This window comes from Kocuria sp. WRN011 (assembly GCF_002295155.1).
GTDB lineage: Bacteria > Actinomycetota > Actinomycetes > Actinomycetales > Micrococcaceae > Kocuria > Kocuria carniphila.
The window spans coordinates 71,627-97,973 of record NZ_NSGI01000005.1; the positions used below are offsets into that span (position 1 = coordinate 71,627).

The 26,347-nt window shown below is 64.3% G+C and carries 22 protein-coding genes; 4 read left to right on the forward strand and 18 right to left on the reverse strand.

What is annotated here, in order from left to right; all coding sequences use genetic code 11:
* Positions 1–66 precede the first annotated feature (66 nt).
* Together aceB and CKW39_RS08120 are read right to left on the reverse strand one after the other, a co-directional pair.
* Complete coding sequence (aceB, locus tag CKW39_RS08115) at positions 67–1,674, reverse strand: malate synthase A (RefSeq protein WP_095797638.1); 1,608 nt, start codon at positions 1,672–1,674, stop codon at positions 67–69.
* Positions 1,675–1,808: 134 nt separating this feature from the next.
* The gene (locus CKW39_RS08120; RefSeq protein ID WP_095797639.1) at positions 1,809–3,203 is read right to left on the reverse strand and encodes an NAD-dependent malic enzyme; all 1,395 of its coding nucleotides are present in this window, start codon (positions 3,201–3,203) and stop codon (positions 1,809–1,811) included.
* A gap of 199 nt (positions 3,204–3,402) precedes the next feature.
* On the opposite strand from CKW39_RS08120, the gene CKW39_RS08125 reads away from it, so the two are divergent.
* On the forward strand, positions 3,403–4,167 hold the full coding sequence (locus CKW39_RS08125) for an IclR family transcriptional regulator (protein ID WP_095797640.1): 765 nt from the start codon (positions 3,403–3,405) through the stop codon (positions 4,165–4,167).
* Between the two features lie 86 nt (positions 4,168–4,253).
* On the opposite strand, the gene CKW39_RS08130 is transcribed toward CKW39_RS08125, so the two are convergent.
* The 9 genes from CKW39_RS08130 to CKW39_RS08170 form a co-directional block, all read right to left on the reverse strand.
* Positions 4,254–4,907 (reverse strand): glycosyl transferase, encoded by a 654-nt coding sequence (locus CKW39_RS08130; protein WP_095797641.1) that lies wholly within the window; start codon positions 4,905–4,907, stop codon positions 4,254–4,256.
* 27 nt (positions 4,908–4,934) lie between these two features.
* Positions 4,935–5,384: a PssD/Cps14F family polysaccharide biosynthesis glycosyltransferase gene (pssD, locus tag CKW39_RS08135; RefSeq protein ID WP_095797642.1), complete on the reverse strand. Its 450-nt coding sequence runs from the start codon at positions 5,382–5,384 to the stop codon at positions 4,935–4,937.
* Entirely contained in the window at positions 5,381–6,550 is a 1,170-nt protein-coding gene (locus tag CKW39_RS08140) for a Wzz/FepE/Etk N-terminal domain-containing protein (RefSeq protein WP_095797643.1), read from the reverse strand. The genes pssD and CKW39_RS08140 overlap by 4 nt, the downstream gene beginning before the upstream one ends.
* A gap of 167 nt (positions 6,551–6,717) precedes the next feature.
* Positions 6,718–8,169 (reverse strand): polysaccharide biosynthesis C-terminal domain-containing protein, encoded by a 1,452-nt coding sequence (locus CKW39_RS08145; RefSeq protein ID WP_095797644.1) that lies wholly within the window; start codon positions 8,167–8,169, stop codon positions 6,718–6,720.
* Positions 8,166–9,443 (reverse strand): O-antigen ligase, encoded by a 1,278-nt coding sequence (locus CKW39_RS08150; protein ID WP_095797645.1) that lies wholly within the window; start codon positions 9,441–9,443, stop codon positions 8,166–8,168. The genes CKW39_RS08145 and CKW39_RS08150 overlap by 4 nt, the downstream gene beginning before the upstream one ends.
* Positions 9,443–10,369 carry a glycosyltransferase family 2 protein gene (locus CKW39_RS08155; protein ID WP_095797646.1) on the reverse strand — a complete coding sequence of 309 codons (927 nt, stop codon included), beginning with the start codon at positions 10,367–10,369 and terminating at the stop codon, positions 9,443–9,445. The genes CKW39_RS08150 and CKW39_RS08155 overlap by 1 nt, the downstream gene beginning before the upstream one ends.
* Positions 10,366–11,121 (reverse strand): CDP-alcohol phosphatidyltransferase family protein, encoded by a 756-nt coding sequence (locus CKW39_RS08160; protein ID WP_095797647.1) that lies wholly within the window; start codon positions 11,119–11,121, stop codon positions 10,366–10,368. The genes CKW39_RS08155 and CKW39_RS08160 overlap by 4 nt, the downstream gene beginning before the upstream one ends.
* Positions 11,118–14,657, reverse strand: a complete 3,540-nt coding sequence (locus CKW39_RS08165) for a fibrinogen-like YCDxxxxGGGW domain-containing protein (RefSeq protein WP_143469958.1) — start codon at positions 14,655–14,657, stop codon at positions 11,118–11,120. Before CKW39_RS08165 ends, CKW39_RS08160 begins: the two co-directional genes overlap by 4 nt.
* Before the next feature lie 36 nt (positions 14,658–14,693).
* Positions 14,694–15,281 (reverse strand): hypothetical protein, encoded by a 588-nt coding sequence (locus CKW39_RS08170; protein WP_095797649.1) that lies wholly within the window; start codon positions 15,279–15,281, stop codon positions 14,694–14,696.
* A 430-nt stretch (positions 15,282–15,711) separates the two neighbouring features.
* On the opposite strand from CKW39_RS08170, the gene CKW39_RS08175 reads away from it, so the two are divergent.
* Both CKW39_RS08175 and CKW39_RS08180 read left to right on the forward strand, forming a co-directional pair.
* On the forward strand, positions 15,712–15,930 hold the full coding sequence (locus tag CKW39_RS08175; RefSeq protein ID WP_371514697.1) for an acyltransferase family protein: 219 nt from the start codon (positions 15,712–15,714) through the stop codon (positions 15,928–15,930).
* Entirely contained in the window at positions 15,930–16,589 is a 660-nt protein-coding gene (locus CKW39_RS08180; protein WP_095797651.1) for an acyltransferase, read from the forward strand. The genes CKW39_RS08175 and CKW39_RS08180 overlap by 1 nt, the downstream gene beginning before the upstream one ends.
* Here the strand turns inward: CKW39_RS08180 and CKW39_RS08185 are convergent.
* The 7 genes from CKW39_RS08185 to uraD form a co-directional block, all read right to left on the reverse strand.
* Positions 16,586–17,959, reverse strand: a complete 1,374-nt coding sequence (locus CKW39_RS08185; RefSeq protein ID WP_254049336.1) for an aminotransferase class V-fold PLP-dependent enzyme — start codon at positions 17,957–17,959, stop codon at positions 16,586–16,588. The genes CKW39_RS08180 and CKW39_RS08185 overlap by 4 nt on opposite strands.
* Positions 17,960–18,058: 99 nt before the next feature.
* Complete coding sequence (gene rfbA, locus CKW39_RS08190; protein ID WP_095797848.1) at positions 18,059–18,937, reverse strand: glucose-1-phosphate thymidylyltransferase RfbA; 879 nt, start codon at positions 18,935–18,937, stop codon at positions 18,059–18,061.
* 100 nt (positions 18,938–19,037) lie between these two features.
* Positions 19,038–21,776 carry a pyruvate dehydrogenase (acetyl-transferring), homodimeric type gene (gene aceE, locus CKW39_RS08195; protein ID WP_095797653.1) on the reverse strand — a complete coding sequence of 913 codons (2,739 nt, stop codon included), beginning with the start codon at positions 21,774–21,776 and terminating at the stop codon, positions 19,038–19,040.
* A gap of 152 nt (positions 21,777–21,928) precedes the next feature.
* The gene (locus CKW39_RS08200; RefSeq protein ID WP_095797654.1) at positions 21,929–23,479 is read right to left on the reverse strand and encodes a nucleobase:cation symporter-2 family protein; all 1,551 of its coding nucleotides are present in this window, start codon (positions 23,477–23,479) and stop codon (positions 21,929–21,931) included.
* 87 nt (positions 23,480–23,566) lie between these two features.
* Positions 23,567–24,451, reverse strand: coding sequence for a factor-independent urate hydroxylase (gene pucL, locus CKW39_RS08205; RefSeq protein ID WP_095797849.1), 885 nt, complete (start codon positions 24,449–24,451; stop codon positions 23,567–23,569).
* Between the two features lie 76 nt (positions 24,452–24,527).
* Entirely contained in the window at positions 24,528–24,854 is a 327-nt protein-coding gene (gene uraH / locus CKW39_RS08210) for a hydroxyisourate hydrolase (RefSeq protein ID WP_095797655.1), read from the reverse strand.
* Entirely contained in the window at positions 24,851–25,345 is a 495-nt protein-coding gene (gene uraD, locus CKW39_RS08215) for a 2-oxo-4-hydroxy-4-carboxy-5-ureidoimidazoline decarboxylase (RefSeq protein ID WP_095797656.1), read from the reverse strand. Before uraD ends, uraH begins: the two co-directional genes overlap by 4 nt.
* Before the next feature lie 199 nt (positions 25,346–25,544).
* Here uraD and CKW39_RS08220 point away from each other — a divergent pair, with 199 nt between their 5' ends.
* On the forward strand, positions 25,545–26,279 hold the full coding sequence (locus CKW39_RS08220; RefSeq protein WP_095797657.1) for a glutamine amidotransferase: 735 nt from the start codon (positions 25,545–25,547) through the stop codon (positions 26,277–26,279).
* Positions 26,280–26,347 lie beyond the last annotated feature (68 nt).

The window sequence follows — 26,347 nt, forward strand, 5'->3', positions numbered from 1 at the left end:
CCGAGCCGCTGGCAGCGGCGTCGGCGGGAGCAGCGGAGGCGACTCGCGCCCCGAGAATGGACTGTGTCACTTGGCCCCTTCCATGAGGTCATACGCGGGCAGGGTCAGGAAGTCCGGGTAGTTGTCGCTCAGCACCATGTCGGAGATGAGCTTTCCGGCCGGAACGAACCACTTCTCGTAGTTCTCCGCGTCGATCTCCTCCTTGAGGACACCCAACTGCTTGTCCAGGGCGTCCGCGACCAGCTCGCGCGTTGCAGTGTTTCCGGTGTCGGTGTAAACCACACCGTTCTTGATCTGCTGCCAGATCTGGGAGCGGGAGATTTCCGCGGTGGCAGCGTCCTCCATGAGGTTGTGAATGGCCACGGCGCCGTTGCCGGACAACCAGACCGCGATGTAGCGGATGGCCACGTAAAGGTTGGCGTTGAGCTCGGCCTCGGTGCGCTGATCGCCGGCGGAGGGGACGTCCAGCAGCTGCTCGGCGGTCACGAAGACCTCGGGGCGCAGCCGGTCCACCTGGTTGGGCTTGCCGTCCAGCACGCCGTCGAACACTTCCTTGCACACGGGCACGAGGTCCGGGTGGGCGACCCAGGAGCCGTCGAAGCCGTCGTTGGCTTCGCGGGTCTTGTCGTTGCGGACCTTCTCGAAGGCCGCACGGTTGACCTCTTCGTCCTTGCGGGACGGGATGAAGGCTGCCATGCCACCCATGGCGAACGCGCCACGCTTGTGGCAGGTCTGCACGAGCAGCTCGGTGTAGGCGCGCATCAGCGGGGCGGTCATGGTGACCGAGGAGCGGTCGGCCAGGATGAACTGGTCACCGGCGTCGCGGAAGTACTTGATGATCGAGAACAGGTAGTCCCAGCGGCCGGCGTTGAGGCCGGAGGCGTGGTCGCGCAGTTCGTAGAGGATCTCGTCCATCTGGAAGGCGGCGGGGATGGTCTCGATGAGCACCGTGGCGCGAATGGTGCCGTGCTCGATGCCCAGGTACTCCTCGGCAAAGGTGAACACGTCGTTCCACAGCCGAGCCTCGAGGTAGGACTCCATCTTGGGCAGGTAGTAGTACGGACCGTGGCCGTTCTCGAGCAGCTGCTTGGCGGTGTGGAAGAAGTGCAGGCCGAAGTCCGTGAGCGAACCGGAGCCTTCCTTGCCGTTCACGGTGATGTTGTGCTCGGGCAGGTGCCAGCCGCGGGGGCGGGTCACGACCACGGCGAGCGGAGCGTCCTCGCGCAGCTTGTACTCCTTGCCCTCGGGCGAGGTGAAGGCCAGGGTGCCGCGGGCGGCGTCGCGCAGGTTGGCAACCGCGTCGATCTGGTTGGACCAGCTGGGGCTCGCGGCGTCCTCGAGGTCGGCCAGCCACACCTTGGCGCCGGAGTTCAGCGCGTTGATGGCCATCTTGGCCGGGGAGGCGGGGCCGGTCATCTCCACGCGGCGGTCCTGCAGTGCCTCGGGTGCCGGGGCAACCTTCCAGTCACCCTCGCGGACCTCGCGGGTCTCCTCCGGGAAGTCCAGCGTGCCGGTGCTGGCTGCCTGCTCGCGAGCGGTCTCGCGCTTGCCGAGTAGCTCTTCGCGGCGGTCATTGAACTTCTCGTGCAGCGCCTCGACGAACGCGAGTGCCTCGTCGCTGAGGATCTCGTTGGCCGCGGCCACGTTCTGCGGGGTGTTGTGGGTAATGGTCATGGTTGCCTCCTGGAAAGTTCGGGTGGTGCTGGTAGTGCGTCGTCTCGCCGCTGTCGCTCGGTTGCGCTCGAAGCGGCGGGTGGGCGGCGTCGTCGTCCGGCATGGGCGACGACGCCGCTCCGCAGGTTTTCGCGTTACTGGCCGTCCTCGCCCAGCGCGGTGTTCTTGACCGCTTCCGCCACGGCCGGGGCCACGTTGGGGTCGAACACGCTGGGGACGATGAAGCTCGCGTTGCGCTCGTCCGGTTCCACGCAGTCCGCAATGGCCTTGGCGGCCGCCACGAGCATTTCAGAAGTGATGTCCGAGGCTCCGGCGTCCAGCAGGCCGCGGAACAGGCCCGGGAAGGCGAGCACGTTGTTGATCTGGTTCGGGAAGTCACTGCGTCCGGTGGCGACCACGGCGACGTGCTTGGCTGCCTCGGCCGGGTGCACCTCGGGGTCCGGGTTGGCCATGGCGAACACGATGGCGTCGTCGGCCATGGTCGCGACGTCCTCGGAGGTGAGCACGTTGGGGGCGGACACGCCGATGAAGACGTCCGCGCCGGCCACGGCCTCCTTGAGCGAGCCGGAGAAGTTGTTCTTGTTGGTGTTCTCGGCCAGCCACGTGCGGTGGGGATCGGTGTAGGTCTCGCCGGAGTGGATCGCACCGTTGCGCGAGCACGCAATCACGTTGGCCACGCCGTTGGCGAGCAGCAACTGGATGATGGCGTTGCCGGCAGCGCCCACGCCGGAGACGACGACCTTGACGTCCTCGATCTTCTTGTCCACGACGCGCAGGGCGTTGTAGAGGGCGGCCAGGGTCACGATGGCGGTGCCGTGCTGGTCGTCGTGGAAGACCGGGATGTCGAGTTCTTCGCGCAGACGGGCCTCGATCTCGAAGCAGCGCGGCGCCGCGATGTCCTCAAGGTTCACGCCGCCGTACACCGGGGCCATGGCCTTGACGATGCGGATGATTTCTTCGGTGTCCTTGGTGTCCAAGCACACGGGCCAGGCGTCCACGTCAGCGAAAGCCTTGAAGAGAGCGGCTTTGCCCTCCATCACGGGCAGTGCGGCGGCGGGACCAATATCGCCCAGGCCGAGCACGGCGGTGCCATCGGTGACCACTGCAACGGTATTGCGCTTGATGGTCAGACGGCGCGCATCCTCCGGGTTCTCGGCAATGGCCATGCACACGCGGGCCACGCCGGGAGTGTAGGCGCGGGAGAGATCATCGCGGTTACGCAGTGAAACGCGCGGTGTGACCTCGATCTTGCCGCCCAAGTGGATCAGGAAGGTGCGGTCGGAGATCTTGTGGACGTTCACGCCGTCCAGTGCGTTGAGCGCCTCCCGGACTTCGTCGCGGTGTTCGGCGTTGGAGACGTTGCAGCTGATGTCGATGACCACGCTGGTGGGGTGCGATTCGACAATGTCCAATGCGGTCACCTGGGCGCCGGCAGCGGCGGCTGCGGTGGTGATTTCACTGGTCGAGTTGAACGTAGCGGGTGCTTCAACGCGCAGGACCATGGAGTATCCGGGGCTGGGTGTAGACATCTGGTGATGTTCCTTTCAGACTGAGCGGAACCCTCGCTCCACTTCGTTATCCGCATTGTGGAAAAAAGTTTCCACTTCTTGAATCGTAGATGTACTCTGGGACGAAAGACAAGACCCGTGTGAGACTTATTTCACATGGTGACATCCGATGGCCCCCAGCCCAACGGGTTCCCATCGATCACGGAAAGCGAGTTTCACCATGGCAGAAGGCAAAAGTGGGGGAAGGGTCCAGTCCGTCGAGCGAGTGTTCGACCTGCTGAACATCATCACCGCCACCGGGGGTGAGTCCTCCCTGAGTGAGCTGGCCAATAAGGCCGAGCTCCCGCTGCCCACCATTCATCGCTTGCTGCGCACCCTGGTGCCGCTGGGCTACGTGCGACAGCTCCCCAACCGCAGCTACGCACTGGGCCCCGGCCTGATTCGCCTGGGCTACACCGCCAGCCTGCAGCTGGGAACCTACGCGCAGCCCGTGCTTCAGCAACTCGTCCAAGAATTGGGCGAATCCGCCAACATGGCCGTGCTCGACGGCCGCATGGTCGTGTACGTGGGCCAGGCGCAGTCCCAGCATTCGATGCGCATGTTCACCGAAGTGGGCCGCCGCGCGCCCCTGCACAACACCGGCGTGGGCAAAGCCATTCTCGCAACCCTCCCCGAACAGCAAGTGGTCTCCATCGTGCACTCGATGGGCATGACCACCCCCACGCCCAAGAGCCTTGGCACGGTGGATGATCTGCTGGCCGATCTCGAGAAGATTCGTGAGCGCGGTTACGCCATTGACGACGAGGAGCAGGAGATCGGCGTGCGCTGCTTCTCCATGGCGCTCCCCAACGCCCCCACTCCCACAGCGATCTCGGTCTCAGGTCCCACCACGCGCGTGGACTGGGATTTCGGCGATCGCGCCGTCCCGCTGCTGCGCAAGGCCGCCCAGGAGTTGTCGAGCCAGTTCGCACCGACGGGTTCCTGACGCGGATCTCACAGATCGCGCACTCTTGACGACGACGCCGCAGCGCCCGGTTTTCGGGGCCGCGGCGGTTTCGGTGATGTGAGGTGTCAGACCGCCTGCTGGTCGTAGTCGGCGCGACGGAACCGCGGACCGATCACGTCCACGGCGGTTTGCAGCGACCTGCGTCCCATGGTGCGCAGGCGCCACGGATCCTTGTGCGCATCGAGGGTGGACCACAGCGCCTGGGACGCCAATTCTGGCTGCGGCACGCGCGGCTCGGTGCGGAACTCCGAGGGTCGGGACATGATCGTTGTGACGGCGGTCAGTAGATCGTCGGGGCCTTGGACGAGCTTGGCCTCGCCGTCTTCCACCATGCGCCGGGTGAAGGCGACCTGGTGGTCATCCACGACCTCACCCAGGTGAGCCAGGCGCGGGACCGCCAACGGAATGTGACCCGTCAGGCGGGCGTCAAGGATGGAACCCGGGCCGCCCTGGACAATCACCACCTGAGCCGAGTGGTACAGCTCGAGCAACTCGATGCGTGGCATGCGGTGGGTGTTCATGGCACGCTCGGACGGACGGGTGAATCCGTGTTGAAGCAGGCAGGAGACCTCGGGCAGGTGCTCGAGGGCCTCATCCAACCACTCCACCAGTCGGGGGAACGGATGATGATCGGTTCCCAAGGAGACCACGATGTCCGGGGCGGGCGCGCCTTTGCGCAGCGGCACGTGCTGGGAGGAGGACTGTTCGCTGTGTTTCATGGTGGGCTCCTTGGGCGAGGGGACGAATCACATCAGCGCGCCGATATTCACGGCGTCGGGAAAATGACGCTTCTGTTCGTCCCATTGGACGGCGAAAACATCTGATAGCGGATAGCACATGCGACCGCTCATGGTGGGCATGGTGATGCGGTCGAAGCACTCGATGAATACGGTGCGGATCCTGCGGCGCCGGGCCACCAGGAAGAACGGCACGGCCACCGCGGCACCCGTGGACATCACCACGTCCGGTTTCAGCTCCCGGATGAGCTTTCGCGCGACCCCCAGATTGCGGATGGCGTTGGGGATGTTCCGAGTGGTCGGGAAGTGCGCCCAGTGCAGGTCCTCACCGTGCAGACCGGCACGGACCTCGGGAAGGTCGAAGGTCACCCAGCTGCGTTCGTGGTCCTCCCACAGTTTTTGCAGGTTCTGGAGTTGAGCCAGGTGCCCACCAGCGGACGCAACGAGCAGAATCTTCATGACCGGTCCTCTCCGGTGCGGTCCCACACCACGGGCAGGATGCTCGCGGAGCCGCGATCAAGGGTGGCCAGCAGCTGGGCCGTCTCGTCCAGACCGTCGCGGGGATCCACCAGGACCGCCACGGCGTCGTAGGACTGCAGCGTTTGGCGCACGTCGGAGCGGGACTGCGCCATGGGCGTGGCCGTCACCGTCCAGGTGGTCAACTGGTGATTGAATTCATCCACCATGGCTTCGGACGTGGTGCCGTTGAGGGAAGTGACGGCCAGCCGGCCCTTGGAAGCGAGTCCAAAGCGGTCGTCCAGGGCAGAGACGGCGTCTGACACGGCAACGTGGGCAGGTTCGTTCGTCGCGTTGACGGTCGCGATCCCCACACGGTCTTCCAAACGATCCGCGTATCCCACGCGAGGGGCAATCCGATCGCGAATCAGCGCGGCGACCAGGCCGAGCATGAGCCCGCCCAGGGCACCGGCGAGGATGGCCGCGCTGAGACCCGGGCCGGTGGAGGCAGCGGGGGGAAGCGCAGCACTAATGATGCGGCCGGGCCAGGGCGAGGCCGATCGCAGTTCAACGAGTGTCTCTTCCAGGGACTGCCTGGATGAATCATCCGATGACATGTCGCCCAATGACTCCTGCAGCGAATCGGCGGCCTCGCCGGCGCGCGACTCTGCGGTTTCCTGGCGGTCGGCCAAGTAGGCATCGGCCAGTGCATTGGCTCGCTCCGAAGCCGTGTCTGCCGAGTTCGCGGTGACGTTGATACGCAGCACACTCGACTGGGACGGTGAACCGACCTCGGTGTTCTCGAGCAGATCGCTCACCAGGTCCTGGTCCTCGGCGTCGACCAAATCCTGGGCCGCCCGTTCGGCCACGACTCGAGACGTGGCCGTGGCGATCTCCGTAGGCATGTCCACGTCGTTGGCCGATGCGCCGCCCACGTTGGAGGCGGTCACGATGGGAGAGACCGCAACCGAAGCGGTAGCCGTGTAGGAGCGGGGGGCCAGAAGGCTGGCGAGTACCACGAGTGCCAGGATGATCAGTGCGGTCAACAGAACCGTGGGCCAACGGCGCAGGACGCGTGCCACGAGTTGGCTGATCTCCAGCGGTGCAGTTTCATGCGAACCGGTGCGTTTCCGGCGTCTCTTGAAGTGAGACTTGGTACTCGAGCCCATGTATTTCTCCCCCGTGAAAGCTGTGCAGCCACCCTCACATTCCCCCGAATGCGTCAAATTCTGTTGGCATCCTGCGCCCGCAAAATGCCCAGTGAATTGAAGGTGATCTGCTGATTAACAGACTAGTAAGTTTCTGTGAATTCGATCAAGGCGACACGTGTCCTCCCTTATGCGGAATCCCGCACCGTGGACCGGCGAGCCAAGCGCAGGAGCACCCATCCGACCACCGGGGCCATGAGTGCCAGATGAACGAGCAGCGCGGTCACCGTGCCACCTCCGAACCACACCGTGACCAGGCCCACCAAGAGGGTCCAGCCGCCGGTGATGGCTCCGGTGCGCAAAATCAGACCCAGATCTGGGCGGATCCCCAATTTGGTAGTGATCTGCCAGAGCGCCAGGCCCGCATCCGTGAGGAGCGCCGCGGACCAGGCAACGGCGGCCCCGGTGATACCCCATACCGGGATCAACAGGAGGTTGAGCGTCACGGCGACGATGAGGGCGGAGAACTTGTTCCCCAGTTGCCACGAGCTGCGACCCGCCATCAACAAGATGGATTGCACACCGCCGGCGGAGACCACGAACAGCATGCTCAGGGACACGATGGCCATGGCGGTGTGGCCCGATTCGAAGCCCTCGCTGAACAGGTTCAGCACCGCGCGGCCGTGCAGCGCCAAGGTGAGATACAGGGGCCACGCAGCAGCGACCAGAACGGCGGTGGCCACCGTGTAAATGCGATTGGTGCTCCCGAAATCCTTGACCGCCATGGCCGCGCTGATCCCCGGGCCCGTGACCATACGGGCGGTGTGATCCAACATGGTGCCGGCTCGGACACAGCGATTCACTACGCCGTACACACCTGCGGCCACCGGCCCCAGGAAGACGCCCACGAGGAGCACATCGATCCACTCGAGCAGCGTCTCGATCATGGCGGTGACACCGCGGGCGGAGGAGAATCCCCAGAACTGTTTCTTGTCGAAGCCCTCCGCCGCAGGCTCCTCAGCGATCTCGCTGTCGGGCCAGGCACGTTTGGCGGCGATGAGTGCGAAGCCCAGAACCACGATCACGGGAAGACACCAGGCGAGGGTCAGGGCAGGAAGCGACGTTCCCAGCCAGATGACGATCAGCACACCCGCCCACCGCAGGGACGGCAGGGCCACGTTCTGCAGGAACGAGAACCACGGAACCTTGTGCAGTCCACGCAGCACGCCGAAGCACAGGTTCAGGATGGTCCCCGCCACCAGTGCGGTACCGAGAATCAGCACGGCGGTCCCCGTGTCCTGCTCGAGCGCCCCTACGAGCGCAACCGCTCCCGCTGTGAGAGCGACGAGCAACGAAACGATCACCGGAGGGGGAGCGGCGGCGCGCACGGCCGTGCGCAACTGGTCCGAGCGGCGTCGTGCGGCGAGCGAGGGCAGGGTACGCACCAGACCGACGTCGGCGCCCACGGTGCACGCGGTGGTCGCGATCGCGAGGATCGCGGTGAGTTGGAAGAGGCGGCCGGCATCGGCTGCGCCGGAACCGTGCGTCATGCTCAGGGTGATCCCGAAGGCCATGACCGCGCCGGCCATGACGAAACCGAACGTCAGCGCGGCGCTGCGGGCGCCTCCCACCCGACTCATGAACGAGCCTTGGCGATCCGCTCACGCATGAGCAGACCCAGGACCGTGACCAGGATGCAGGTTTGCATGATGTCGAAGCTGTAAACCACGAAAATGGCGCTCGCGGCGAGGGGAACGGAGTGCAGCATGATGGAAGCCGGCGATTTCACGCCGCGGGTCCACCATGTGGATCCCCATAGGAAACCCACGAACAGGATGAGGCCCACCAGGCCGTAGCTGAACAGGAAGAACCAGAGGTAGCCCTGGGTGCCCATGTAGACACCCACGCTTTCCTCCATGCGCGGGGCGCCGTGACCCAGCAGCGGGCTCTCCAGCGAGGCCTCCCAGGTTTGCCGGTAGAGGTTGAGCCGGCCGCCGGTGCTGTCGCTGTATTCCTGGCGACCCAGGATCTGCTCCGCCACTCCGCCCAGGATCAGCCACATGGCGGCACCGGTGAGGGCCAGCAGACCTGCCAGGCCAACCTTCCAGTACCCGGAGAGGGCGAGACGGAAGACCGCGTACACCAAGGCGATCCCCAGACCCAGGAACATGCCGCGGTTGCTGGTGCCAACGGCGGGCACCAGGGAGAGCACCAGCCCGGCACTGATCAGCAGCTTGACCCACCAGGTACGCACGGTCAGCAGCGTGGCCAGTGCCACCGGGGTCAGCATGACGTAGGCGACCCCCCAGCTGTTGGCGTAGGGGAACGGGGCCGACGGACGGATGTAGGGTTCCGGAGCGCCCCACGGCAACTGCACTTCGGCCATGGGCGGGAACACCAGGTCTTTGACCAGCTCGTTGGAGGTCAATGAACCGGGCAGGAGCATGCCGACCGGCGTGTTCAGCCGAACATCGGGGATGAACAGGGCCAGGGCACCCATGAGCACCACCGTGGCCCACACGGTCATCAACCCGGCCAGGATCGCGTGCTGGCCCAGCCTGTCTCGGGCGTTGACCACGTACAGCAGGATGATCAGGGCGGCCAAGAGGTTGCCCCAGCGTAGTGCGAAACCCACCAGAGCACCGGCGTCGGGTAGCTGGGTGGCGCACGCGAGCGCCCAGACCACCAATGCGGCGAGGAACCACGCAGGCAGGGGCACCATGACGCGGCCGCGCAACACCATGAGCGCGGCCATGATCACCGCGAGAGCGAACGGCGCGAATTGCAGTGCGCCCATGGCCCAAATGATGGGGAAGCCGTGGAAGAGGATGAGAATCGGCCACGCGGGTAGTGACCGTTGAGAGGTCGTCGCCGAGTCTGCCGGCAATGCTGGTCGGTTGTGCAGCTGGGTCATTACAGACCTCGGCCGGTGCTTTGAACCACGTTCAGCAGCGCATCCGCGGGCACCGGGGTCATGGCCACCACGAGAGCGGCCCAGCCGCGCAGCTGCAGGGGATTCCTGCGGAGCGTGGCGTGGGACCATTCCACGGCCGTACGACGGCGCCCGCGCGCCGCATGCGCGAAGGCGACCTGGCCCGTGATGCGCGCCAGGCCCGGTGGGCAGCTCTCGAATTCCGGAAACTTCCGCAGGATGTAGGTCAGCCCTTCGGCCAGCGAATCCCATTTCCCCGCGAAGTAGGACGGACGGTCCCAACGCACCGTCAGCACCGTCTCCGGGACCGAGATCACCGGCCCGTTACGCGTGGCGCGCAGCAGCAGATCGTAGTCCTCACCGTAACCGTGGGGCAGGTCCTCGTCCACGGGGCCAATGGCACCGCCGGGCCGCAGATCCGCCGTGCGGTACAGCACCGCCGAGGGGTGGATCTCGGTGATGCGGGAGCGCAGGAAATCGTCGAAGGAAGCTTCGGCGGGAGGATCGCGGTGGACGGTTCCCGAGTCCGTCACGATCGCGATGCCGCCGGCCACGGCCACCGCGTCCGGGCGCCGTTCCAACGCGGCCAACTGGAGGCGTAGCTTGGCGGGTTCCCAGGCGTCGTCGTCATCGCAGAAGGCCACGAACTGACCGCGCGCGTGGCGCACCCCGCTGTTGCGACCACCGGCCAGACCTCGAGGGCCGTCGTTGACGATGGTTCGCAGGCTCACGTTCTCGGGCAGATCCACGTCCGTCAGCTCGTCGATCGCCACGTGGTCGAAGAGCACCAGGATCTCGAGGTCCGCAGTGATGTCCTGGGCCGCCATGGCGCGTACTGCGTCGCGCAGCATCTCCGGACGACCACCGATGGTGCAAATGATCCCGGTAACGGTGGGCAGGGTGCTCATGCGGTGGTCTCCTGATGCTTGAGGGCGTGCAGGGCACGGCGCTTCCGGCGCATGGATATGGCACCGATCCCGATGTGGGCGATCAGCAACAGTCCGTACGCCACGGCGAACACCCCGGGAGCGCCCCACAGCACGAAAACCCAGCACGTCACGCCGGCGTCCATGGGCAGGTTGACGAACGACCGGATGGGTCCCGCATCGGAGGCCACATTGGTGCGCACCCCGCGTGCCCGCAGCAACTGCTCCGCGAGGATCTGGCTCATGAAGTGCCCCACGGCCACCAGGGTGAACACCACGGGAAGCGCGAGCAGCCATGAACTGATGTCATCGCGCACCGGGTCATGCCGGTACCAGGAGATCAGTGCGCACAAGTGGATGGCCGGGGTCCGAATGGCATCGACCACGTGGTCGAGCCATTCACCGGCGGGCGAGCCGGTTCCGGTCAGGCGAGCCACCTGGCCGTCCGCGGAGTCCAGGACGTACCCGATGGCGAACAACACGGCCACCGCCAGACCGGTCCACCACGAGATGGGCCCCAGCGCCAGCAGGACCAGGCCGACCGCGGAGAAGGTTGCGCTCAATGCCGTGGTGCCGTCCGCGCTGACCCCTTTGGAGGCCAGGAATGCCGCCGCATATCGTGCCAACGACCGGTTGACCCAGCGCGTGTATGCGGGCACCCCCGCCCCGGGTTTCTGCGCGCGTCGCAGCTGCTCGTAAGCATCGGCAAAGGTCAGCCGTTGGGCCACTGTCACTGATTCTCCTCCTCGACCGCCTCAGCCATGCGGGCCTCAGCCGCCTCTTCGGGAACGGCCTGAAGCGTCACATCTGCGCTCGCATCAGGGGTGCTCCGATAATTCACGTGCATTTGGACGGCCACGGTGTTCTTCCCGGCCTTCAAGGCAGACGCGGGGACGACGACGCTCACGGGGTTTTCCATAGCGGCGGCGGTCCGCGGCGCCTGGGTCGAGTAGGTGTTCCAGTTGACGGCGCCGGTGGGCAGCCCGGCTCGAGCCACTTCCCGACCGTTGATCCACACGATCACTCCGTCATCGGCGCGGGTGGTCAACAGCAGCTCGTGCAGTTCATCCGGGTTCGTGACGTCGACCTCGCGGATCAACTGGGTGCTGATGGGGCGGGTCGAATCCGCCCTGAGCACAGAGCTGACGCCCTGGCCCCAACCCACGGGAGCGGTCAGGACCGACCACTCTGGATCCACGGGTCCCTGGAACCAGTTGTCCGAAGGTGCCGAGTTCACGTGCCGGACCGACCACTTGGAACCCGCAGCGACCAGGGGCTGGTTACCGCTGGACTCGGTGGGCGGCTCTGGCGCCTCACCCGGGGTGGCCTGGGCGGTCAGCTCGAAGGACAAATCAGGAGAGGCGCCCCAGTTGGCGTGCACCTGGGCGGACACCACGTTCTTGCCGTCCTTGAGCATCCACCCGGGAACCTCCACGGTCACCGGGTTCTGAACAGCGGCAGCGGTACGCGGTGCGGCTGACGCGAAGGTGTTGTGATTGATCGGACCATCGGGCAGTTGCGATCGGGTCACTTCGACACCGTTGACGTACACCACGATGCCGTCATCGGCGCGGGTGGTCAGCGTCAACTTCTCCACGTCGGCTGCCTGATCGATGTTCACCTCACGGCGGACCTGGAAGGAGCGTGGTGTGGTTCCCTCCGGAGCTGTCAGCTGTGTACCGAGATCCGCTGTGCCGCGGCCCAACGGTGCGGCGCCCTCGGACCAGGACGAATCGTCGAAGTCCACGGAACGCCAATTGCTGTCCGGGGCCGTGGCGTCGAACCGGTAGCGCCATTGCTGCTTGGCATCGAGCACGGAATACGGCGCGGTGCCCGGTGTGGTGTCACTCGGTTCCGGCGTGGGTGTCGGAGTCGGCTCGTCGGTGGGAGTGGGCTCAGGAGCCGGTTCCGGCGTGGGCTCGGCACCCACGGCGGTCAGCGGCGTGCTGGCCGAGATGTTCCCGCTCGAATCTGCCGCGCGCACGGCGTAGGTCGCGCCCTCGGTGGCGGGCAGGGAGTATGAGGTCTCCGCGGTGGTGGCCACGGTGCGATCACCGCTCAACAGGTGATAGACGGTTCCAGAGTCGCCCGAACCCTTCCAGCTGAGCTTGTGGCTTGCCGCTCCGTTCACGGTTTCCGGTGTCACTCGGAAGTCGGTGGGTGTGCCCGGGGCGCTCGCATCACGCGGAGCGAAGCGGACGAAACCGCCGGACCACTGGGACCAGCCGGCCTGGGTGTCGGAGCGGGCAATGTCGCCGCCGGCCCACAGCACACCGCGGCTGTCGACCATGGAACCCCAAATCCCCCAGCCGCCGTGGCCCTTCAGGCGCGGGTTGAACTCGGGCAGGTAGGAACCGCTCGCGGAATCCCACGCGCCGATCAGATCGATGCGGTCGGCCACACTGAAGGCACCGCGCGGAACCGCATACTTATTGGCCCCTGAGTAGTTGAAGTGGCCACAGTGGCACGAACCGAACACCGTGTCGTCGTTGTTCGAGATGGACTGGAAGTCGCCACCGGCCATCGTGATGTTCTCCTGAGTGCGGCTCAGGGTGTCCCGGTTGTAGCCGAACATCGAATGCTCCGCGCCACCGGCCCACACGGTGTCCCCGTGTTCCTTGACCGCAAACTGGAAGCCGTCCACGCGACCGGCGCGAGGTGGCATGGAGGGGGTCCAGGACCACGGTGTCAACGTGGCGGCGCCCTGGGCGGACATCGCCGCCAGGCGGAACGCCGGGTTAGGACCCGACTGCGAGAAGTAGCCGGAGGCATAGACACGGTCACCTCGGTCTGAGGCGTCCACATCGGTCGCGGTTCCGTTGAAGTTCGGGTTCCACGCGCGATCCGGCGTGCCGTTGGTGGCATTGATCTTCGCAGCGCCGCGGGCATAGACCTGGTAGGGATCGGTGCCGCCGGTCAAGTGGGTGAAGGAACCGGCCAGGTAGAGGTCGTTGTCACGAAGGGACAACCCTCGGACCTGAATCACACCTCCGGACACCAAGTTCTCGATCTTGAGCTTCCATGCGGGGTCCAGTTCACCGGTGCGAGCGTTCAGCACGGCCAGACCGGGGGAGGTCACACCATTGACGGTCGAGAACTGACCACCGACCGCCACCCGATCACCGGGCAGCGCCTGCAGCGCTTTGACCTGACCGTTGAGCACCGGTCGGAAATCCGTCCGGAGTTCACCGGTGTCGACATCGAAGGCCGCCAGGTACTTCTGATCGACAGCCTCGGCACCGTTGGCGTCCCGCTGCATCCGAGCGAAATTACCGCCCGCGAAGACCGAACCCGCCGACTCCGCGAAGGCCTGCACCTCGGTGTTCAACTCGCCCTGGCCGCCGTCGGCTCGTCCGACGGCGCCCCAGCGGGTGGGTTCGGCGCCAGAGTTGGGCAGTTCGCGACGTTCCTGGACAGCCGTTCCTGCAGCCGGGATCTCCCGACCCGCAAAGGCATCCTGGGTGACCTGCGGTCGGATGTACATCTGGGCGAACGGGATGGCTCCGGTGCTCGAATCCCTGGCCCACAAGTGGGAATTGGCGTCGGTGGTTCCCCGCACGCCGTCGTCGAAGGCGAATCCGCGCAGGTATCCCTGCTCCGCACGATCGGTGAAGCGTAACGCCTTCAGCGGGTCGTAGCCGCGGAGCCAGTGGCGTGGAATCTGGGCCCACGAGGTCAGCTGATTGGTCACGCGTTCGCCGTCGAAGTACGCGTTGGGAACGGGGATGCTGGCGCTGAGCGTCCAGGACCAGCGCGGCTGGTTGGTGGTGTCCAGCCGAACTTCCTGCCAGTTTCGCCCGGCCTGGTCCTTGGCGCGGCGGATCCGTAGGCCTTCGGATAACTCGTCCGGGCGCTGGCCGTTCAACAGCTCGTCCACGGTCTCCGAGGACAGTTGTGCGGGTTTGAACGCCTCGGGCCCGGTGATGGTGTTCCGAAGGGAGGCGGGATTGCCCTGACCCTCGTAACTCTCGGTCCAACCTTCGCGCCCACGACCCACCATGACCCAGCCACCGCCATCGGTGGCCTGGTCACAGTAGAACTCCTGGGGTGTGTCCATGGCCGGCGTGAGGAGCCAGTAAACGCCGGACTGTGACGTGCGATCCCGCTGTTTGATTTCAAAGCAGGAGGCCGCAGCGGTTTGTTGGGTCTTACCGTCCACGGGACCCGGTGCCGCAGCAGCGGGGGACACGGGTGTCAGTGACGTGACCACGAGCGCGGCAGCCAGTGCCGAGGGTGCTGTCATGGACAGGAAACGACGCAGAATATTCATGATGTCAACCACCGGAAGTGTGGAGTGGAGCTGGGATCAGCAGCGGGGATCGGACGGGAAACCGGTGGCGACAACTTTCCAGCCAGCGTCGGGATCCTCGATGAGGTCAAAGGTGTTCAGGACGCGCTGTCCCTGAGACTCGGGACGCACGACACGGCCGTTGGGGCCGATCACTTTGACGGATGCGTCGTTCAAGCATGCGGTGATGCGCAGACCGGACGTGCCGTCGATCGTGATGGGTGCGCTGGTGGGTGTGCCTACCACTTTGGGCTCACCAACTTGCTTCCAGCCCTCGCGCTCGAACTCGTCCTCGAGATTCGCCATTTGCTCCGCAGCTGGTCCGATGGCAGCCCCGGAGCTGTCCTGCTCCGTGGTGGTCGGAACGGCGAGCCATGAGGCCACGGCCTTCATCTCCGGGCCGTTTCGATTGAGGTTGCCCGACCGAGGGAGGTCCTCCGCGGGTTTGTTGTCGACCACGTAGTCGGCGGCGAAGGCATCTGCGGCCAAGTGTGGATTGATCTGTCCGGGTTCGGCTGGTGCCGCAGACGTGTCGTTATTGTCCGGATCGGCCTGGGCCGCCGCGAATCCTGTGAATCCGAGTGCGCCGATGCCCAGCGTGATCACGGTGCCCAGAATGATTGTTCTCGGGCGTTTCGTAGCTGGTGTCAGCGATTGTCGTGATGATTGAGTGTTCACACTTATCCCTCCCCATGAGATAACGGACCGCATCTCAAGCCCCCTTGGATGCTTGGTCCCGTGGCGCTATTTTTTTGCGCCGGATGTCAACGCTTATTCCCTTAAAACTCGCTGACATCTTGCTGGCACGTTACCATGCGCAGGGTGCTTGTGTATGTACGCCATTTGGGGCGGTCAACGGATTTTTCACGGACGACAAGTGCCCTGTGGCATCGGGGGATGCCACAAAGAAACACGTGTGTGGCTACGGGGGGAGACAGTTTTGGGGAGTTCAGTTTCGAAGCATCGCGCTATTAACACGCCACTTGACGCGCAGAATCGCAAACTTCCTTTGAGGGGATTCGCACATGTCGATGCCATGCGTGCAGGTGCGGTCATGCTGGTTGTACTGTCGCACGCAGGTTTGACCGTGGTTCCGGGCGGCAGCGGGGTGACCATTTTCTTCGTCATCTCGGGTTTCATCATTACGCATTTGTTATTACGTGAACTCGAAAAGACGAACTCTTTTGATATTCGAGGGTTTTATCTCCGCAGAGCGTTGAAAATCTTCCCGCCACTGTTGGTCATCGCCCGGTAATGGGTCTGCGCGTTCTGGCCTGGGCAATCATCGTGTGTTCGGTGCTGGCTCGCGCGGTTCTTTACTTCTCCGGCGCTACCTCGGATCGGATTTACTTCGGCACGGATACCCGTTCGGAGGCGATTGCCATTGGTGTCCTGGTGGCCTTGTGGTTCAGGAGCAGACGGTTACGTTCTCATGAATCAGCAGGTATTCACGCCGAAATTGCGCGAAGGAAAGAGTTTCTGGGGAAAGACGCCATTCTGTGGACAGCTCTCACGCTGTACCTGGCGTCATTAGTCATTCGCGATGAATTATTTCGCGAAACCCTCCGCTATTCCATGCAAGCAGTGGCTGCAGCTCTGGTCATCATGTGGGGACTGGGGGGCGCGGATGGCCCGCTGGGCCGCTCCCTCAATCGGATCATGAAGCTCCAGCTCGTCCAACTGCTGGGCCTGGCCAGCTACAGCATCTACCTGGCCCACCTGATCGTGATCCGCGCTCTCGAGCCGGTCACCACGGGGCTACCCGAGCCCGTCACCGTAGTGCTGGGAGTGATTCTCGGAACCGGTGCCGGCATCTTGGCATGGTTGGGTATCGAGGAGCCGGTGGTGCGGTGGCGGCAACGCCAGAAAGCCAAGAACGCCGCCGCCACCACCGCGTTGAACCCGAACGCCTAGAACCGCCTCGCCGCAGCCTTCAACGCCCGCGCCAGCAGGTCGCTGTCCTGCGGGGTGTTGTACAGGGCCGGGGTCACGCGAATGACCTCGCCCTTGGCCACACCACCGCGGCGCACCGTGAACACGCCCCACTCGTTGGTGAGGTAATCGGTGATCGCCACACTCTGCTCGCGAGTGGTGTTGCCGTCGATCCGGAACGAGGTCAGAGCCCCGTACATCCGGTGATCCTCCGGGGTCATGACGGTCAGGTTGGGTACGTCCACCACCTGCTTGACCCAGCGGTCGCGCAGGTACTGCAACCGCGCGAACTTATTGGCGGCACCCACTGCGTGGTGGAAATCCAAGGCTGCGGGGATGGATAAGTAATTGGCCGAATTGGCGGTGCCGGTGTGAATCCTGGACCGCACGTCGTCGGCGTCGAAGTCCTCGTCCGCGAAGTGCCGGTCGATGTCGCCCAGGCGATCCTTCTGGATGTACAGGAAGCCGCAGCCCAGCGGCGCGCCGATCCACTTGTGCAGGTTGAATCCCACGAACGGGCTGTTGAGATCCTTGACGTCGAAGTCCACGTGACCCCACGAGTGGGCGGCATCCACAACGGTGTCCACCCCGCGCTCGGCGGCCATGCGGGAGATTTCCGAGATCGGCACCTTGAGTCCGGTGCGATGCGAGATGTGGGTCAGTAGGAGCAGTTTGATGCGCGGGTTGTCCGAGAGCAGCTTGGTGTAATGATCGATCACATTCTGGTACGTGGCCGGCTCCGGAATCGCGGTGGTGATCACGTCCACGCCACGGCGTTCCTTGAGCCAGTTCATGGCGTACTGCATGGAGTCGTAGTCGAGGTCCGCGTAGGCCACGGCGTCCCCGGGCTTGAGCTTGTTGTAGCCGCCGATCATGACCTGCAGCGCCTCGGTTGCACCGCGGGTGATCGCGATTTCGTCCACGGAGCATCCCACCGCCTTGGCGAGCCGGGCGCGCACTTCGGTGATGTGCTTCTCGTAGTCGTTGCGTAGGAACCAGGAGTTCTGCTCCTGAATGATCCGGTTCTTCTCCGCGTAGGTGTCCCGCACGATCTGCGGATTCGCGCCGAAGTAGCCGTTCTCGAAATTGGTCATCGGCATGTCCATGCGGAAGTGCCGCGCCACACTGCGCCAGTACCGTTCGTCGCGCGCCAACCGCTCCGCGGGCGTGCGGGGCGCGTTCGGTAGCTCGGAGCCTCCATGGCCATGGCCGCGACCCTCGTGGGCCTGAGCGGGAGAGGCCACGAGCCCACCTACGGCCAGGGTCCCCAGACCCGCGGTTCCCTTGACCAGATTCCTTCGATTGAGTTCCACGGCGTGCTGCCTTCCCCCGAGAGTGTTGCTGTCGAGCACACTCTGATGGTCTGACGTCACGCCCGGTCGGACGGCAACTTGCGGGTAGGGGAGCCTCGGGTGAAATTCCGGTGACGACGCCGCGCGGCCACCGCTCGCTCAGCCCCGCGACCGTTCGCGCTCCAGCAGTCCCAGGAGGTAGTGACCGTAGCCGCTCTTGACCAGGCCAGCCGCGCGCTCGCGCAGCTCGTCGTCGGAGAGCAGCCCCATGCGCCAGGCAACCTCTTCCGGGCAGCCGATCGACAGCCCCTGACGAGCCTGGACGGTGCGGATGAAGTTCGAGGCGTCCGCCAGCGAGTCGAAGGTTCCCGTGTCCAGCCACGCGGTGCCGCGGTCCAGGACCTGCACCTGCAGCTTGCCCTGCTCCAGGTAAATGCGGTTGAGGTCGGTGATTTCCAGCTCCCCGCGGGCCGAGGGTTTCAGTGACCGCGCGTACTCGACCACGTGATTGTCGTAGAAGTAGAGACCAGGGATCGCGTAGGGGCTACGCGGCTGGGACGGCTTCTCCTCGAGCGAGATGGCGCGGCCGGCGGCGTCGAATTCCACCACGCCGTACGCGGTGGGGTCGGCCACGCGATAACCGAACACCGCGGCGCCGTCGATCTCATTGAAGCGGCGCAGCTGCGTGCCCAGGCCGGGGCCGTAAAAGATGTTGTCGCCCAGCACCAAGCAGACCGGCTCGTCACCGATGTGCTCTGCGCCCAGGGTGAACGCCTGCGCGAGCCCGTCCGGGGATGCCTGCACCGTGTAGGTGATGGACACTCCAAAGCGCGATCCGTCGCCCAGCAGCCGCCGGAACTGCTCCGAATCCTGGGGTGTGGTGATGATCAGGATCTCCCTCGCGCCCGCCAAGAGAAGGGTGGAGAGCGGGTAGTAGATCATGGGCTTGTCGTACACGGGGACCAATTGCTTGCTGATGCCCATGGTGATCGGATGCAGTCGGCTGCCCGTGCCTCCCGCGAGAATAATCCCCTTCATGCCGCCCATTCTTACAGGACTCCGTGCAGATGAATGGATCCGCGCACAGCCGTGGCCCCCGTCCGTTACGGAACGAGGGCCACGGTCGAACTGGATGGAATCAGGCGTCCCCGCCCGCGTTACCGGAGGTTCCGGCATTGGGGTTGAGCAGGTCGTACTTCTCGATGGCCTGCTTGGGAGCTTCCGCGTCCACCTCACCGGCTTCCGCGAGCATCTCCAGCGTGCGCACCACCATGGAGTGCGCGTCGATGTTGAAGAAACGGCGCGCGCCCGCGCGGGTGTCCGAGAAACCGAATCCGTCCGCACCCAGCGAGGCCCACTCGTTGGGCACGTACTGGCGAATCTGATCCTGCAGATCGGAGGCGAAGTCCGACGTCGCCACGACCGGTCCCTGGGTCGCGCCCAGTTTCTCGGTCACGTACGGCACACGACGGGCCTCTCCCGGGTTGAGGAACGCGTCCCGCTCGGCGGCCAAGGCGTCGCGGCGCAGGTTGGTCCACGAGGTCACGGACCAGACGTCAGCGGAAACGCCCCATTCGTCCGCGAGGATCTGCTGGGCCTCGATAGCCCAGGCCACGCCCACGCCGGAGGCGAGCAGCTGGGCCTTGGGGCCCTCGTTCTCTGCCGGCTTGAGGAGGTAGATGCCCTTGACGATGCTCTCGACATCCACGTTCTCCGGCTCCGCCGGCTGGCGGATCGGCTCGTTGTAGACGGTCAGGTAGTACATCACGTTGTGGTCCTCATCCTTGGACCCGTACATGTGCTCGATGCCACGCTTGATGATGTGCGCGATCTCGTAGCCGTAGGCGGGGTCGTAGTGGATGACGGCCGGGTTGGTGGCCGCGATCAGCGGTGAGTGACCGTCCGCGTGCTGCAGGCCCTCGCCGGTGAGCGTGGTGCGGCCGGCGGTGGCACCAATGATGAACCCGCGCGCCAACTGATCCGCTGCGGCCCAGAAGGAGTCACCCGTGCGCTGGAAACCGAACATCGAGTAGAACACGTAGAACGGAATCATGGCCTCGCCGTGCGTGGCGTAGGAGGTACCCGCCGCGGTGAACGCTGAGGTTGCACCGGCCTCGTTGATGCCGGGGTGCAACAGCACACCCTGCGGGGATTCCTTGTAGGCCAGCATGAGCTCGCGGTCCACGGAGAGGTAGTTCTGCCCGTTCGGGTTGTAGATCTTCGACGTCGGGAAGAACGAGTCCATACCGAACGTGCGCGATTCGTCGGGCACGATCGGCACGATGCGGTGGCCGAACTCCTTCTCACGCATCAGGTCCTTCAAGATGCGCACGAACGCCATGGTGGTCGCGGCCATCTGCTTGCCGGAACCCTTCTTGCCCGAGGCATAGGCCTTGTCGGACGGCAGCGCAATGTCCTTCTGCTCGTGCGGGCGATCCGGCACAAAGCCACCGAGTTCCTTGCGGCGCTCCAGGAGGTACTTGATCTCCGGGGAGTCCTCTCCGGGATGGTAGTACGGCGCGTTGTAGAGGTCCTTCTCGAGCTCTTCATCGCTGATGGGAATGCGCAAGTGGTCGCGGAAGATCTTGAGGTCGTCCAGGGTCAACTTCTTCATCTGGTGGGTCGCGTTACGACCCTCGAAGTGGGTGCCCAGACCGTAGCCCTTCACTGCCTGCGCCAAGATCACCGTGGGTTGACCCTTGTGCTCCGTGGCCGCCTTATAGGCCGCGTAGACCTTGTGGTAATCGTGGGCGCCGCGCTTGAGCTTCCAGATCTCGTCGTCGGACATCTCCGCGACGAGCTCCTTGGTCGCGGGGGACTTGCCGAAGAAGTGATCGCGCACGAATCCACCGGACTCGGCCTTGTACGTCTGGTAATCACCGTCCAGCGTTTCGTTCATGATCCGGACCAGGTCGCCGGTCTTGTCCTTCTCGAGCAGTGAATCCCACTCGCGGCCCCACACGACCTTGATGACGTTCCAGCCCGCGCCTCGGAAGAACGCTTCGAGTTCCTGGATGATCTTGCCGTTACCACGCACGGGTCCGTCGAGTCGCTGCAGGTTGCAGTTGACCACGAACGTGAGGTTGTCCAACTTGTCGTTGGCCGCCAGCTGGAGCAGGCCGCGGCTTTCCGGCTCGTCCATTTCGCCGTCACCGAGGAAGGCCCACACGTGCTGGTCGGAGGTGTCCTTGATGCCGCGGTTGTGAATGTAGCGGTTGAACTGCGCCTGGTAGATCGCGTTCATCGGGCCCAGACCCATGGACACCGTGGGGAACTGCCAGAAGTCCGGCATCGAGCGTGGGTGCGGGTAGGACGAGAGCCCCTGCGGAGCCTTGGTCTTCTCCTGGCGGAACGCGTTGAGGTCCTCTTCGGTCATGCGGCCTTCGAGGAACGCGCGCGCGTAGTTACCGGGGGAGGAGTGACCCTGCCAGAACACCTGATCGCCGCCGCCCGGATGCTCGGGGCCGCGGAAGAAGTGGTTCAGGCCCACTTCGTAGAGAGTGGCCACACCGGCGTAGGAGGAAATGTGCCCGCCCACGCCGATCTCCGGGTGCTGGGCGCGGTGCACCATGACGGCCGCGTTCCACCGCAGGTAGGCGCGGAAGCGGCGCTCGATCTCCTCGTCACCGGGGAATTCCGGCTCCTGATCAACAGGAATGGTGTTGACGTAATCCGAGGTGGTCACCATGGGCACGCCCACGGAGTGAGTGCCAGCGTGCTGCAACAGGGCGCGCATGATGTACTCCGCGCGCTCGGTGCCCTGGGCCTCGATCAGTCCGTCGAAGGACTCGATCCACTCCTGCGTTTCCTCGGAGTTGGCGTCTTTGAGGTTGTTGGTCAACCCGCTCAAAATATGGTGATTGCTTGAAGGCTGCACAGTTTCTCCTGCAGTGTCACGGTGGTTCACCGATGTGGCAGTGCGGCTGCCAGGCTCCGGTGGGGGCCTGGCAGCCGCGAAATAGTTTCTTGGGTGACGACGCCGCTCGGTGCCCTCGCGCGCGAAGGTCGCTAGCGGCGTCGTCGGCCCGGCTAGTGGTCGCTGTTCGAGGACCCTGAGCGATTCTCCACGACCGGAGCCTGGACGACCTCGCCCGACGCCGTGATGGCGGGAATTTCCTTGCCCTCGGAATCCACGAGCTTGCCGTTCTTGATGGTGTCGCCCTCGCGCAGGGAGCCCTGCAGGTGCTCGAGCGATTCGATCCGAACGTAGCGAGGTGGCGCCGCGGTGAAGACAGAACCTTCGCCCTTGGGCGGGTTACCCAGCTTGATCTCGTTGAACAGGATGTTCAGGAGGACAGCTGCCACAGCGGCGGAAGAAATACCGGAGTGGAAGATGGTCTCGAACCACGTGGGGAAGCCGCTGTAGATGTCCGGAGCTGCGATCGGCAGCATACCGATACCAATGGCGGTGGAGACGATGACCAGGTTGGGAGTGCCCTGGTACTTGACCTTACCCAGGGTACGGATACCGGAAGCGGCCACGGTGCCGAAGAGCACGATGCCCGCGCCACCCAGGACCGGCATGGGGACCGCAGCAACCACGCGACCCAGGATGGGCAGCAGGCCGAGGATCAACATGATCAGGCCGCCGGCCGTGACCACGAATCGGCTCTTCACACCCGTGATGGCGACCAGACCAACGTTCTGCGCGAACGCGGACTGAGTGAAGCCGTTGAACAGGGGAGCCAGGAAGGAAGCGCCCATATCGGCACGCAGACCGTCAGCGATACGGCGGCGGTCCACCTTGGTGTCCACGATCTCACCCACGGCAATGATGTCCGCGGTGGTTTCCGTGAGGATCACCAGCACCACAATGGTCATCGAGATGATGGCGGCGGGCTGGAAGGTGGGCGGTCCGAACGCGAGGGGCTCGGGGAACGCGAAGATCGCGCCGTTCATGACCTGAGAGAAGTCGGCCATGCCGATAGCCAGTGCGAAGACCGTGCCCAGAACAATGCCCAACAGAATGGACAGCCGCGAGATGATCGCGCTGCCCACCTTGGACAGGAGCATGATGATCAGCAGCGTTGCGCCGGCCAGACACACGTTCTTGAAGATCGCGTTCTCATCCCCACCATTCGCGACGGCGGCTCCACCCATGGCCCACTGAGCGGACACGGGGAACAGGGACAGACCGATGGTCGTGATGACCACGCCGGTGACCACCGGCGGGAAGAACCTGATGATGCGCGCGAAGAACGGTGCGATCAGGAAGCCGATGGCCGCTGATGCCATCACCGCCCCGAAGACCGCCTGGATCCCGCCGTCACCGTTGACGATCGCGGTCATGGTGGCCACACCGGCGAACGAGGTGCCCTGGACCAAGGGCAACTGGGAACCGAAGAACTTGATGCCGAAGGACTGGAGCATGGTTGCCAGACCGCCGACGAACAGACAGCAAGCGACCAGGAGCGCTTGCTCATTGGTGGACAGACCGGCTGCGCCACCCACGATCAACGGCGGAGCGATGATGCCGCCGTACATGGTCAGAACGTGCTGGAATCCGTAGCCTAAGCTCGGACCCGCGCCGAGGTACTCGTCCTCGGGCCGCTTGACCTCGGTCGTAGCGGTTTGTGACATTGGGAAGCCTTCCTAGGAATGAATGAGCTGGTGTGTCCCCGCCTCGGCCTCAAGAGGCGGGGACACATCGGCGGTAGAGCAGATGGCTCAGCAGAAGCCGGTGATGCCCATCCAGGCGTGCTCGTCCTCAGCAGCGTCCTTGCGCTGCACGGTGGCCTCGATCAGGCCGAAGGGACGGTCAGCGGCGTAGTGGGTTTCGTTGTTGTTGCCCAGATCGCAGAAACTCAAGTCGTAGACGAAGTGGTGCTTGTTGGGGCATGAGAACTTGATCTCGTCGATCTCCGGGTGAGCCTCGATCACGGCCTTGCCCATGAGGTACAGGGTCTCCTGCAGCGCACGGGAGTAGTGGTCGGTGAACTTCGTGAGGATGATGTTCTTGACGCTGTCGTACACGGCGTCGAAGTCGACATCGGTGGTGTTGTAACGCCAGCGGGTCGCCACGTCCGTGGACATGATGCGGTCCGTGGTTTCCTTCAGGGTCGTGTACTGGTCCTTGGGGTAACCCTCGAAACCGGACTCGGTGGACTTCAGGATGGTGAGGTCCTTGAAGCCGGAGATCACGGTCTTCTTGGCACCGCCCGTGACGAGCACGGAAGTGCGGACTTCCTGCTTGTTCTGGACAAAGCAGTGGTCGTTGTCGTTGATGCGGTCCCAGCGGTACTCGTCCGCTGCCCAACGACCACCGGAAATCCAGTCGAACTCGCTCGTGAAGTGATCGGAGAGCTTGAGAATCAGGTCCTCCGGGGACTTGATGTCGTACTTCTGGGCGAACGCGAACACGGTGTTCTTCTGCGTGTCGGTGGGGACACAGTGGGCGTTGTCGCCCTTGGTGTGCACCTCGGTCAGGTCACCGCGCAACTGGGACGTGACGACCAGGTCGCGAATGATGTGACGGTCGTTGTCACGGTTGATGCGCACCACGTGGTTCTGCGCCTTGCCGTACTGATTCTTTCCGAGAACTACTTCGGTCATGTTCATCTACTCCTGTGTAGAAAATTGGTGTGCTGTCTGAGTGGATCGGCAATCGTCGACTGGGTCGGCTCCTGGGTCAACTGCCGCGGTATGTGGAATACGCAAACGGGCTCAGCAGCAAGGGCACGTGGTAGTGGCCCTGCTCCTGTCGCACCGAGAAATCCACTGAGACGAACGGGTAGAACGTCTCAAGCTCGCGACCGGCAAAGTACGGCTCGGTTGCGAAAATGATCCGGTAATGGCCGGACTCCAGGGTCTCTGGGCCGAGCTCGGTGACTCGGCCGTCCTCGTTGGTGGTGGCGGTGCCAAGTTCTTGGCCCTCACCGGTGAGGAGCGTGACGTCGATTCCTTGGGCTGGGCAGCCGTGCACGGAATCAAGGACGTGTGCGGAAATGAAGCTCATGACAGGATCCCTTCGATGCGGAGGAGTGCAATCTGACGAAGTTGATCGGCAACTTCGGTGCGCTCGTCCTCCGGGGTGTTCTGCAGGCGGCGCTGCAGCTCTGACAAAATTTCGGGCAATGAACGGCCGGCGGCGCGGATCAGGAACACCTGGCCGAAGCGCTCCTCGTACTCGGCGTTACCTCGGGCGAGCTCGGCCTTGATGTCCTCGGTGGACTCACCCAGTCCGGCCTGCTCGGTGCGGGAGAGATCGGCTTCCTTGGACTCCCCGGCGGCGCGCTCGCCGATCTTGGGGTGGTGCGACAAAGCCTGATCGACCTCTGCGTCCGTGAAAGGGTTGGCCGCGTCGCGTGCGGCGGCCAGTGCGTCGTCGGTGCTTTCGTACGGACGACCGTCCACGATCTCTTCGATCCAGCGTTGGATGTCCAGAGCGGGGCGTACGGTTTCCACCGCCGACTGTCGATCCGTTTCGTTGAACTCGCTGAGCGTCATTGCTTCCCTTACTTTTTCGCTATGTGAAATCTAAATTCCATATAAAGATAGTGAACTGGATCACAGGACTGAAGTCAAGAGGGTTGGGCCGGAGTTTTCAGAACCGAAATCAAGTGTCACCCCGCTGTAACGCGTGACGTGGTGTGACGCACATCGTGACGCGCACGGCGGGTGCTGAAACGGTGCCTACGATGAGGTCATGAAACCGTTTGTACTGCTGGCCACCCGGCCCGAAGACGATGTGGCACTGGAGGAATACGACGCCGTACGGCGTTTCGGTGGCTTGCAGGAGTCTCAGCTCGAACACCTGCGTTTGGAGAAGGGGCCCGTTCCGCAACTGGACCTGGAGCGTTACAGCGGAATCATCGTGGGCGGTTCGCCCTTCAATTCCTCCGACCCCGCGGAGGAGAAGTCGTCCACCCAGCACCGCGCCGAGAAGTGGATCAGCACGCTTCTGGACGAGGTCGTGGCTCGAGACTTCCCGTTCCTGGGTGCTTGCTACGGCGTGGGCACGCTGGGGATCCACCAGGGTGCTGTGGTGGATCGCACCCGCAGTGAAGAGGTGGGGCCGATCACCGTTACGGTCACCGACGAGGGTGCCAAGGACCCGCTGTTGTCCCAACTGCCGGGGGAGTTCACCGCGTACGTGGGGCACAAGGAAGGCACCCGGTCCCTGCCCGCCAGCGCCGTGCTGCTGGCCAGCGGCACGGTGTGCGAGGTCCAGATGTACCGGGTCAAGCAGAACCTCTACGCAACGCAGTTCCACCCGGAACTCGACCCGGGCGGCCTGATCAACCGCGTGATTGCATACAAGGATTTGGGGTACTTCCGTCCCGGAGACACCCATACCGTGATCGACCGCGTGAAGGACGGGCCCGAAGTGGACCAGCCCAAGAAGATCCTGGCCGCATTCGTCGACCGCTATGCGGTGTAAGGCAGCGCGGCCCGCGGTACACGCCCTCCACAATGACCGCACCGGGGTCCAGTGACCGATAGCGTGGA